Annotated in this window: 12 protein-coding genes; 10 read left to right on the top strand and 2 right to left on the bottom strand. The window is 46.2% G+C overall.

The window, feature by feature from the left end; translation table 11 throughout:
- Positions 1 to 91: 91 nt before the first annotated feature.
- Both gltX and dhaL read right to left on the bottom strand, forming a co-directional pair.
- Positions 92 to 1,552: a glutamate--tRNA ligase gene (gene gltX, locus T504_RS0112850; protein WP_033171466.1), complete on the bottom strand. Its 1,461-nt coding sequence runs from the start codon at positions 1,550 to 1,552 to the stop codon at positions 92 to 94.
- 122 nt (positions 1,553 to 1,674) lie between these two features.
- A complete protein-coding gene (gene dhaL / locus T504_RS0112845) occupies positions 1,675 to 2,298 on the bottom strand; it encodes a dihydroxyacetone kinase subunit DhaL (RefSeq protein WP_033171465.1) in 624 nt (207 codons plus the stop codon).
- Between the two features lie 312 nt (positions 2,299 to 2,610).
- Between dhaL and T504_RS0112840 the strand changes: the two genes are divergently transcribed.
- The 10 genes from T504_RS0112840 to T504_RS14685 all read left to right on the top strand — a co-directional run bounded on the left by T504_RS0112840 (position 2,611) and on the right by T504_RS14685 (position 10,553).
- The gene (locus T504_RS0112840) at positions 2,611 to 3,513 is read left to right on the top strand and encodes a LysR family transcriptional regulator (RefSeq protein WP_033171464.1); all 903 of its coding nucleotides are present in this window, start codon (positions 2,611 to 2,613) and stop codon (positions 3,511 to 3,513) included.
- A 1-nt stretch (position 3,514) separates the two neighbouring features.
- On the top strand, positions 3,515 to 3,910 hold the full coding sequence (locus T504_RS0112835; protein WP_033171463.1) for a thioesterase family protein: 396 nt from the start codon (positions 3,515 to 3,517) through the stop codon (positions 3,908 to 3,910).
- Positions 3,911 to 4,057: 147 nt separating this feature from the next.
- Positions 4,058 to 4,750, top strand: a complete 693-nt coding sequence (locus tag T504_RS0112830) for a response regulator transcription factor (protein WP_033171462.1) — start codon at positions 4,058 to 4,060, stop codon at positions 4,748 to 4,750.
- 25 nt (positions 4,751 to 4,775) lie between these two features.
- On the top strand, positions 4,776 to 6,185 hold the full coding sequence (locus T504_RS0112825) for a sensor histidine kinase (RefSeq protein WP_156033556.1): 1,410 nt from the start codon (positions 4,776 to 4,778) through the stop codon (positions 6,183 to 6,185).
- Positions 6,186 to 6,260: 75 nt separating this feature from the next.
- Entirely contained in the window at positions 6,261 to 7,109 is an 849-nt protein-coding gene (gene rfbD, locus T504_RS0112820) for a dTDP-4-dehydrorhamnose reductase (protein ID WP_033171460.1), read from the top strand.
- Positions 7,110 to 7,311: 202 nt separating this feature from the next.
- The gene (gene sstT, locus T504_RS0112815) at positions 7,312 to 8,577 is read left to right on the top strand and encodes a serine/threonine transporter SstT (RefSeq protein ID WP_033171459.1); all 1,266 of its coding nucleotides are present in this window, start codon (positions 7,312 to 7,314) and stop codon (positions 8,575 to 8,577) included.
- A 180-nt stretch (positions 8,578 to 8,757) separates the two neighbouring features.
- On the top strand, positions 8,758 to 9,138 hold the full coding sequence (locus T504_RS0112810; protein ID WP_033171458.1) for a hypothetical protein: 381 nt from the start codon (positions 8,758 to 8,760) through the stop codon (positions 9,136 to 9,138).
- A gap of 172 nt (positions 9,139 to 9,310) precedes the next feature.
- Positions 9,311 to 9,697, top strand: coding sequence for a hypothetical protein (locus T504_RS0112805; protein WP_033171457.1), 387 nt, complete (start codon positions 9,311 to 9,313; stop codon positions 9,695 to 9,697).
- Between the two features lie 75 nt (positions 9,698 to 9,772).
- A complete protein-coding gene (locus T504_RS0112800) occupies positions 9,773 to 10,186 on the top strand; it encodes a hypothetical protein (protein WP_033171456.1) in 414 nt (137 codons plus the stop codon).
- A 205-nt stretch (positions 10,187 to 10,391) separates the two neighbouring features.
- Entirely contained in the window at positions 10,392 to 10,553 is a 162-nt protein-coding gene (locus tag T504_RS14685) for a hypothetical protein (protein WP_156033554.1), read from the top strand.
- The last annotated feature ends 252 nt before the right edge of the window (positions 10,554 to 10,805 follow it).

Below are 10,805 nucleotides of genomic sequence, written 5' to 3'. Positions count from 1 at the left end.
CCTATGGGATTCGAACCCATGAACCCGGCGTGAGAGGCCGGTGTCTTAACCACTTGACGAAGGTGCCACGTAACTGACTTGATTAATTATATTACAGGTCTTGCAAATTTGCAAGGCTTTTTTTCAATCTTTCCAGAGAAATTTTCTTGCCCAACAGGGAGAGCAGTTCCGTAGCACCGCCCGGCGTTACTTTCTGGCCGGCAACTGCGATGCGGAGTACCCACATGACGAGGCCCTTCTTGAGTTCTTTTTCTTCAATGAAGGCTTCCAGTTTTGCATAGAGGCTGTCGTTGTTCCATTCGGATTCCTCAACATTTTCGATGAGCTCCAACAGCGTTGGCAGCAGTTCGACAGCTTTTTCTACCGTGACTTTGTTGCGTTTGTTGACATAGAGTTCCGCGTCAAAGGCAGGCATGTCGATAAGGAAGCTGATTTCGTCTTTAATTTCGCCAAAACGGGTAAGACGGGTCTTTAACAGCGCTGCCAGCGATTCCCAGTTTGCTTCTAGATAATCGGGCAGTTCCCCAGCAAACTCGCGAGCTTTTTGGGCAAAAGCAGCATCGTCCATTGCTTTGAAATATTCGCCATTGATCCAGCCGAGCTTGTCGTAGTCGAAGACAGCTGGGGATTTGGAGAGACCCTCCAGGCTGAAATGCGCGATGAGTTCATCCATGGAGAAGATTTCCTGATTGGTGGTTTTCGGGTTCCAGCCAAGCAGAGCAACATAGTTGACGATAGCTTCCGGCAGATAGCCCATGTTTACCAAATCGTCAAAGGAAGTAGCACCATGGCGTTTCGAGAGTTTGGATACGGAGCCATCCTCGTTTTTGCCCATGACCGGTGCAAGGTGGATGAAGGTCGGCGTTTCCCAGCCATAAGCCTGGTACAAGAGGTTGTATTTCGGCGTGGAGGTGATGAATTCTGCGCCGCGCATGATATGAGTGATGCCCATCAGATGATCATCGATGACGTTGGCGAAGTTGTAAGTCGGCATACCGTCACGCTTCAAGAGAACCTGATCTTCCAGCTCTTCATTCGGGATAGTGATGTTGCCGTGCAGGACATCGAAGAATGTCGTCTCGCCGGAAAGCGGCATTTTCTGACGGATAACGTACGGATCGCCGTTTTTCAGATGCTCGTCGATTACTTCCTGCGGCAGATCACGGCAGGTGCGGTCGTAACCGCCGAACTGACCGACGGAGTGATCTTCGTCCGGGTCACAGAAGCAGTAGTAAGCATGGCCGGAGGCTACGAGTTCCTCGGCATATTTTTTGTAGATATCCATGCGTTCACTCTGAATGTATGGGCCGCAGTCACCGCCGATATCCGGTCCCTCGTCAGGAACGATTTTAGCAAGTTCCAGCGTGCGATTGATGAAGTCGACGGCATCTGCAACATAGCGGGTACGGTCCGTATCCTCGATGCGCAGGATGAAATCACCTTTCTGTGCTTTGGCGTAAAGATAGCCGTAAAGGGCAGTGCGCAGGTTGCCGATGTGCATGTAACCCGTCGGGCTCGGGGCAAAACGGGTGCGGACTCTCTGTTCAGTCAATGTATTTTCCTCCTATATAAGTAGATAAAAGAATGTGTCAAAATTTCTTCTAAAAGTATACTACATTCCTAAGATACGGGCAAATAAAAAGCCCTCCGGAGCGGAAGGCCGTAAAGAAATGGTCAGTTCTTCAGGAACTGATAAAGTGCGCGGTACATGACCATAGAGCTTACAGCGCCGGGATCTTCGATGCCAATGCTGCGTTCACCTACCAAGCTGGCACGTCCCTTGCGGGCGGCAATGGTTTTCGTGTAATTGACGCCTTCGCCAGCTGCCCGGGAGGCGTCCTGAAGGACTTCGAATAAGGTCTTGTCCTGAGCGTTTTCCGGCAGGAAGCAGTCGCGGACTGGAATCAAAGTATCCAGCATGGTTTTATCACCTTGTTCGGCACGACCGCGTTTCTGGATGGCGGCAATAGCAGCACTCAACAGTTTCTCGATGCTGGCAACATTCATGCGCGTTTCCTCGTCACAGGCCTCGCTGGCACTGACAAAACCAGCACCGTAGAGCGGGCCGGCAGCGCCGCCGACATTTTGAATCAGGGCTTTGCCAATTGCCTTGAGTACAGGGCCTGGCATAGTAGTGTCATCCATTTCCTCGACAGCTTCTTGCGCTGCGCGGAAGCCGCGAGCCATGTTCAAGCCGTGATCGCCATCGCCAATTTTGGCATCTAACGAAGTAAGGTAATCCTTTTGGGCAATTACAGCTGCTGCAACAGCATCCAATGCATCTTTGATTCTTGTCATTCGAAAACTCCTTTTCTAAAAAATTGGGTAATTAATGGGGATTAGGGAATAAACTCTATTGCGTGGAGACAATAGAGAATGATTCGTGATATTGTACCATAATATTATAGCATGGTTAATCTAAAGCACAAGTGTGAATTGACAGAAATATGGGATAAGAGTTACATCTTTACATAAGACTTTGGACGATATAAGCATTTGCTATAAAAAATTGTGAAATTGTTTGCCTATTTCTAGCTGAAAAAGTATAATAGCAATAAGGTTTTGTATAGCAACTATGTGTATTACGTTATAGATTGAAAGAGGGTTAATATGGAAATCAAGGATATGAGGGCGTTTTATGCAATCGTTGAGGAAGGGAATATCAGCCATGCGGCACAGCGCCTTGACATTGCACAGCCGGCTTTGTCCCGGCAGATGAAACGCCTGGAGACGGCTCTGGGAGTGCAGCTTTTTGAGCGCGGCAGCCGCCGCATCCGCCTGACCGATGCCGGCCGGGTTATGTACGCCAGAGTTGAGCACATCCTGGGAATGGTGGACGGAACCGTCCGTGAGATTACGGAAATCGGTTCAGGGGTAGCTGGGTCAGTTCGTATTGGTACGATTACTTCTTCAGGGGCTATGCTGCTGCCAGAACTCATCACGGAGTTTCATTCCCGTTATCCGAATGTTACCTATCAGATTTGGGAAGCCGAAGGATCGAGAATCCTGGAACTATTGGACAATCGCGTCATCGAAATCGGTGTGACTCGTACGCAGGTGGATTCCAAAGTATATGAGTCCATCGTATTGCCGAATGAACCCTTTGTACTCATCATGAATAAGAACGATGAGATCGGTGAGGCAAAAGACGTCGTTCGCATGGAAGAACTTAAAGATGTTCCTATTATTATCCCCTTGCGGTGGCAGTCGGTTTTCGTATCCAATTGTCATAAGCTGGGATTCGAACCGAATGTAGTTTGCGTCAGTGACAGTATCGTACAGGATTTGCTGCTGGCAAAAATGGATATGGGCATGGCTTTAGTTCCTATTTCTTCCAAAAATCTGTTGACGGATGGGAACCTTATATATAAGAAGCTGGTGGAACCGGAAATGAGCACTCATACCGTGGTGGCGTGGCTCAAAAACCGTACGCTTTCCTCTTCCAGTGAGCATCTCATCAACCTGTTCCGGGAAATGTATCTGAGTGAAGGCACAGAAGGAGGCCGCGGATAACATGGAATTGACGGAAATAAAGATTGGTCTTACCCATACGGCTACCGAAATGGTTACCGCAAAGAATACTGCTGTGACGATGGGGAGCGGTACGCTTTCGGTTTATGCGACACCGGCAATGACCTGTCTGATGGAGAAGGCCGCAGCAGAAGCCCTGGAGCCATTGCTGCCGGAGGGGTGGACTACGGTGGGGATTTCCCTGAATGTGGCGCATAAGGCACCGACTCCAACGGGACTTGAGGTCCGGGCCGAGGCAGAGGTAGTGGCTGTAGAAGACCGCAAGGTAACGTTTGCCGTTCGTGCGTTTGATGGACGGGAAGAAATCGGGAGCGGCATCCATGAACGCTTTGCTGTGCTGCGGGATAAATTCACAGCCAAGGCGGAAGCGAAACGGTGATGGCAGCAGGTGTTTTCGGGTTATATTTGAATTAGAAATGAAAGGCGGGGGTTTAATTTCCCCGCCTTTCGTTATATCATAGTAGTATAGTTTATTAGAAAAATTATGCAATCCAAAGGGATTACTAATATTCGGAGGGATATAACTATGGGAAATCCGCGTATTTTTATTGTTGAAGACGAACGGCGTATTGCTCGTTTTCTTCAGATTGAGTTGGAACATGAGGGATATGAGACAGCAACGGAGGATAACGGGCTGCATGCTTTTGAGCGCATTGCACAGGAGGATTATGATCTGGTGCTGTTAGATCTCATGCTGCCGGATATGGATGGTATGACAATTTGCCGCAAAGTACGTGAGATTTCCGATGTTCCTATCATTATGCTGACGGCTCGTGATGATGTTGAGGATAAGGTCAACGGTCTCGATATTGGTGCCGATGACTATATGACAAAGCCGTTTGCAATCCAGGAACTTTTGGCCCGCGTTCGCAATGCGCTGCGTAAACCTCGTGCCGATGGACGGGATGTCGAAAACGAGGGCGAGAAACTGCAAGTTCGTGATCTTGTCATGTATCCGAGCCGGTATGAGGTTCGGGTGAAGGGTGAGGAGGTTCAGCTCACGAAGAAAGAATACTCGCTTTTGGAGTATTTGCTTCGCAATAAGCGCAATGTCCTGACCCGTGATCAAATCCTGCAGGAAGTATGGGGGTATGATTACACGGGCGACACGAACGTTGTCGATGTTTACATCCGTTACCTGCGCGCGAAAATTGATGACCATTTTGATGAGAAGTATATCTTTACGGTTCGAGGCGTAGGTTATGCGATCAAGGAGTAAGGCTTGGCTTCGTCATCCCATGATGATGTTCAACCGGTTGCGCTATGCGCAGATATCTACGAAGATTACCTGCTTTTATGCGTCGGTCTTACTGTTGGTCCTTATCCTGACCAGCGTGCTGACAGGATTGGGCGTTTATTTTTCTTTTTATCACCAGGCAGAAGTGGAAATTGAAATCAGCATGAATCATGTCTTGGAGCGCATGCATCAGGGACGCCCCATGGGAGATGATTTTTGGCGCGATGACCTCATTATGCCCGGTGTTGTCCTGCGCATAACGGATTTGTCAGGCCGGACGGTGTACGAAAATGATGCGCATTACCCCTCGATTCGCCGCATCGAAGAAAATACGCTGAAAAATCCGCCGTTTTGGGCAAATCGCGACATGCAGGTTGCGGAAGTGCGCAACATGACGATTTATCATGCGAAGATGGACGTGGAATACCAAGGACAAATCTATCAGTTGCATTTCTTCAAGACGATTACAGCGGAAAAGCATTTCTTGGAGACCTTGCAGAAAATATTGTTCCTCATGACGATATTGGGGTTTGTGCTGGCTCTGTTGGCGGGGTATTTTGTCAGCAAACGGATACTTTTGCCAATTCGCGAAATGACCGCCACCGCGCGCAAGATAGAGGTGGAGAAGATGGATCGCCGCATTTCGGTGCCGCCGGCCCACGATGAATTATCCGAATTGGCAGAGACCTTCAATCATATGCTCGAGCGATTGGAGGCGGGCTTCAAGCAGCAGCAGCGTTTCGTATCGGATGCTTCGCATGAACTCCGGACACCGGTCACGGTTATTTTGGGATATTCGGATTTGCTTTCCCGTTGGGGGCGGCAGGATGAAGAAATACTTGATGAAGGGATCTCGTCCATTCGTTCTGAGGCGGAAGATATGCAGCAGCTTATCGAAAAGTTGTTATTCCTGGCTCGTGCCGACCAGAAACGGCAGGTGCTGCACAAAGAGCACATTGAGCTTTCGGAACTGTTGGAAGATGTCATGCGCAAGATGAAGCTGGTGACGAAGACCCATACGGTCGATCTGCTGGAAAATGCTCAGGGCGTTATTTTTGCAGATCAGGTTACCATGCGTCAGATGATTCGTATTTTCTTGGAGAACAGTACGAAATATACCCCGCAGGGCGGTCGTATCACAGCCAGTTCCCACCGGCTGCCGGAGGGGGGCTTTATCCAGTTGGAGCTGGCGGATAACGGTATCGGTATCGCCAAGGAAGACCAGCAGAAGGTCTTTGAGCGGTTCTATCGTGTTGATGCATCGCGCACCAAGGCGGAAGGCGGCGTGAGTGGTACTGGTCTAGGACTATCGATTGCCAGCTGGATTTGCGAGCAGCATGGAATTGAGATTTCCATGGATAGTGACTTGGGGAAAGGCACGAAGATAATTTTGAAGATTCCTTTGGTAGAAGGATGATGGAGATATGTCTCTCCCCGATAGGGGAGAGGCATATTTGTATGTAGAGATGCGAGAAGGAAAGGATGTACCGAGATGAAAGTTTTGGTTACCGGTGTGACCGGTCAGTTAGGGTTTGATTGCGTACGGGAATTACAAAAGCGCGGTCTGGAGGTTCGTGGGGTATCTAGTCGTGATTTTTCATTGACAGATCCGGTCGGGATGCGGAAATACCTGGAAGATTTCCGCCCGGAAGCTGTGATTCATTGTGCGGCTTATACGGCAGTGGATAAAGCCGAGGATGAGCCGGAGCTTTGTGAGGCAATCAATGCGGGAGGTACACGCTGCCTGGCAGAACTTTGCCGCGAACTGGCGTGTAAGATGGTCTACATCAGTACGGATTACGTATTCCCGGGGAAGGGTGAGGAATACTATGAACCGGATGATATAAAAGATCCTTGCAACGCTTATGGACGTTCCAAGTTGCATGGAGAAGAAGCGGTATTGGAATTGTTGGAGAACTATTTTATCGTTCGCATTTCCTGGGTGTTTGGTATCAATGGCAAGAATTTTATCCGCACGATGCTAAAGCTATCGGAATCCCATGAGGAACTGACGGTAGTGGATGATCAGATTGGTTCACCGACTTATACGTATGATTTGGCAGTTTTGCTGGCGGATATGGTGCAGAGTGATAAATATGGGATTTATCATGCGACGAATGAAGGGGTCTGTTCCTGGGCGGAACTGGCAGCGGAAACCTTTCGCTTGGCGGGGAAAGAGGTCAAAGTCACTCCCGTGCCTTCGTCGGCTTATCCCACCAAGGCCGTGCGCCCCAAAAATTCTCGCCTCAGTAAGGCGTGTCTGGAAAAAGCAGGTTTCAAACGTCTTCCTCAGTGGCAGGATGCGGTTAAACGTTACATAAAAGAGATGAAAGAAAACTAAACGATAGAATTATCTCCTATACATATACATTTTACAAATATATTCGTTTTAGCTTGCACTTGTTGTGAATGGTTCACTAGAGAGAAACATTTTTACTAAAATATGTTGCAAGATTGTAAAGTTTAGTATATACTAACACATGTACTTATTACGCGGACGGATTCGCATTGTTTCGTAAAAGGTTGTAAAGGAGATGGTTAGCATGTCTAATCAGTTAAAAAAGATTGGCAGAAAATATCAGGAGACGGCCTTGATTAAACTCATTGCCGTTGGCTTGGTTATTGGGATTATTTTAGCGGTATTTGCGCCGCAGACCGTTCCGGTGATTTCTATTTTTGGAGATCTCTTCGTGCGGGCACTGAAGGGCGTAGCACCGATTCTGGTGTTCGTGCTGGTCATGAATGCTATGGCACAGAAAAATGCTGATGCCAGTGCCTCGATGCGCCCTATCGTTAAACTCTATGTGATTGCTACCTTTTTGGCGTCGCTGGTGGCGGTTGGCTTTTCCTTTGCCTTCCCGACCAGCCTGCAGCTGCAGATGGCTGATGCCAAGCTCGCTCCACCTAGTGGTATCTTAGAGGTTCTGCATAACCTGATTTTGAGCGTTGTCGACAATCCGATTCATGCCATTGCATCGGCTAACTACATCGGTATTTTGGCTTGGGGCGTTCTCTGTGGTCTTGCCCTGCATAGTGCTTCGGATACCACGAAAGTCATGATCAATGATTTGGCAAAGACGGTAACGAAAATCGTTCAGTGGGTTATCCGTTTTGCGCCGTTTGGCATCATGGGACTCGTGGCTAATGCGATTGGAGAAAGTGGCCTCGGCGCGCTTTTGGGTTATGTCCAGCTGCTGGGCGTCCTGCTCGGTGCATTCTTCTCGGTAGCCCTTATCATGAATCCGCTAATCGTTTATGCACATATTCACCGCAATCCGTTCCCGCTGGTTTGGACGACGCTGCGTGAAAGCGGTATCTATGCATTCTTTACGCGCAGTTCGGCAGCGAATATCCCGGTTAACCTTTCGCTTTGCAAACGGCTGCATCTCGATGAAGATACCTATTCGATTTCCATTCCGCTGGGAGCAACGATTAACATGAGCGGCGCTGCAATCACCATTGCGGTTTTGTCGCTGGCAGCCGCTCATACGTTGGGCATTGATATTGATATGCCGACGGCACTCTTGCTCTGCATTATCGCGACGGTTGGTGCCTGTGGTGCGTCCGGTGTCGCTGGTGGCTCACTGCTGCTCATCCCGGTAGCCTGCTCGTCGTTTGGTATCGGTAACGACATTGCTATGCAGGTCGTTGGTGTTGGCTTTATCATTGGCGTGTTGCAGGATTCCTGTGAAACAGCACTCAACAGTTCCAGCGATGTACTGTTCACCGCTACGGCTGAATTTGCCAAACGGGCAAAAGCTGGTACGTTGACGGCAGAGGACATGGTTCCGGCAGTGGATGAAGACTAAGACAAGAAAAAAGTGATTTTTAAACCTCCTGTTCAGGATTATTCCTGGACAGGAGGTTTTTTTATGTTCATCAAGGCAGGATAAGAAAAAGTTAATGATAATTATAGAGTTTATTTAGAATTTAGGTATAGGGTAATAGAAGGTGAATGTAATAAAGTTTCTGCTAAGGGGGGATAATATGTGGGGAATATAAAATGGATTTCTAGCGTGGTTTTTATAGCGATGGGATTGTGTCAATATTTATCAACAGAAAATCAGACCGTTATTATGGAGGGATGTTTAATAATATTAGGGATAAGCCTTTTTCTTATGTTTAGAAAAGTATTATCAATTTTGGTGTATTTTTGGGTCGGTGTAATTATGATTGCACTGATTGCGGGTATCTTTGTTAATAAAAACTTGATTGGTGTTGATGTGGGGGAATATATAATATCAGGTTCATTGTCATTGTCGTTTCTCATAGTGGGTGCCTTAGCTTGGAGGAAAAATAAAAATATTGCGTACTTAGAGTTTTTTTGTGCCTTTTTGGTTATTATATTGTCAGTAATTGTTAAAATATAGTAGGATTTTTATTTCGTCGGTTTAGGGATGTTTTCTTTTAGAAAATGCAAATCAGTTTCTTATAAAGCATGGGTGGGAGCATTTTGTATAATGCTTTTATTGGTGATAAATTGGTCATCATAAAGAATTTAATGTCCTATTTATTTCTATAAAAAGGTAGGGGATAAAGATAATGAAAACAAAGAATAAGGAATGGATTATTGGAGTTGGGATGGCATCGTGTGCGATAGGTCAATATTTACTGCCTAAACAAATGGTTATATTAGTATCGATAGGTATAGCCTGTTTATTGCTGCCGTTGTTCCTTTTCAGGAAATATAAATGGCCACGTATAATGATTTGGTTGATTGTTATGTCTTTGTTAATTGCGATAAATGTTATCGTGTTAGAGTTTGGGGTTGTTAGCAGAGATACTGGTATAAGTTTTTTGTTTTCATTATTATTAGGAGAATTTCTGGGGGCGGGGATTTTATCATGGGATCAATATAGGGATATTTCGTATAAGTTTTTTGGAAGTGCGGTTATAATTATATTGATGGGAATAATTGCTAAGTTATGATTAGCAATAACGGCATTTGAAGCTGTTGAGGATGTAGTCACTGGACATGATGTGGATGAGAAGGATGATGAATAAATGACACATTGGACGTATGCAATGATAAGTTTATGTTTGGTTATGAGCTTTCTTGTTAGTATCGTATGGCTATTAATTACCTTGTTTTTACGGAAGTGGCGATTGAGGTCATTGGCATTGTCCTTTTCGCTGTTGATGATATCAACTTTAGAAGCATCTTTGATGACATATGATTATGGGTATGCGTGTATGATATTAGCTATTTCACTTTTTTCTTGGGGGGGAGGATTGTATATAGATGAATTGCGAAGAAAGGCAAAGGGGATGGATATCCCGAAGTGGTATAGATATAGAAAATTATTTTTTATTGTAGCGGCGATAGCTATGTTGTTTTATATTTATTGGTGGCCAGAGGAATATCAGAAATACGAATATATGATTCCACCTCAATATAGATTGGAAAATATACATTGACAATAGTAGTTATTCGGAGGCCGATGATGGCATTACGGCTGATGATATATCGGTATCGCCGTATAGCAGTTGTGAGGATACCGATGATGTCTTCGATACGGATTTGGATCAGACATTTTCTGCGCCAGCTTATGGAGGTTCAGGTGGCTGGTATGAGAGCATAACAGCAGAGTGTGAGCAGGCATACAATGATGTGGCTGATACTTTGAGTCCTTTTGTAGACACGCTTACAGGAGGGAAGAAGGATGCAGAGAACATGCCGACAGAACTCAATACACCAGATTCTTTGGCTAATATAGAATATCAGTCAGAGAAGTATCTAGAAACCAAGACGATGCCTTCAGAGATGCCAATCGAGCCCTTTTGAGTCTGGTTATGAAGATATAGTAGAGACTTTAGCTGTTAGCAAGCAAACTGCCGATGAATTGTATGATATGCAGGAATATGTTTTAAGTTTTAATGGTGTGCCAAAATGAAACGAATAGATTTAACGATAGATAGAGGTAAAATATGGCTGTTTAGCACGCGTAAACGTTCGTATGTCGTAGGGATTATATTTGTGGATATCGTATTGTGCTGGCACTATTTACCGTTATTTTTTAGTTATGGTTGGTTGGGG

Origin of the sequence: Selenomonas sp. ND2010, from assembly GCF_000702005.1 — a bacterium.
Lineage (GTDB): Bacteria > Bacillota > Negativicutes > Selenomonadales > Selenomonadaceae > Selenomonas_A.
This window is presented reverse-complemented; position numbering and strand designations above follow the sequence as displayed.

Excerpts from the sequence above, each read along its gene's own strand:
- rfbD (WP_033171460.1), top strand. The coding sequence starts at position 6,261 with ATGAAAGTTTTGGTTACCGGTGTGACCGGTCAGTTAGGGTTTGATTGC.
- T504_RS0112830 (WP_033171462.1), top strand. The coding sequence starts at position 4,058 with ATGGGAAATCCGCGTATTTTTATTGTTGAAGACGAACGGCGTATTGCT.
- T504_RS0112805 (WP_033171457.1), top strand. The coding sequence starts at position 9,311 with ATGAAAACAAAGAATAAGGAATGGATTATTGGAGTTGGGATGGCATCG.
- T504_RS0112840 (WP_033171464.1), top strand. The coding sequence starts at position 2,611 with ATGGAAATCAAGGATATGAGGGCGTTTTATGCAATCGTTGAGGAAGGG.
- dhaL (WP_033171465.1), bottom strand. The coding sequence starts at position 2,298 with ATGACAAGAATCAAAGATGCATTGGATGCTGTTGCAGCAGCTGTAATT.
- T504_RS0112835 (WP_033171463.1), top strand. The coding sequence starts at position 3,515 with ATGGAATTGACGGAAATAAAGATTGGTCTTACCCATACGGCTACCGAA.
- T504_RS0112825 (WP_156033556.1), top strand. The coding sequence starts at position 4,776 with ATGTTCAACCGGTTGCGCTATGCGCAGATATCTACGAAGATTACCTGC.
- T504_RS0112800 (WP_033171456.1), top strand. The coding sequence starts at position 9,773 with ATGACACATTGGACGTATGCAATGATAAGTTTATGTTTGGTTATGAGC.
- sstT (WP_033171459.1), top strand. The coding sequence starts at position 7,312 with ATGTCTAATCAGTTAAAAAAGATTGGCAGAAAATATCAGGAGACGGCC.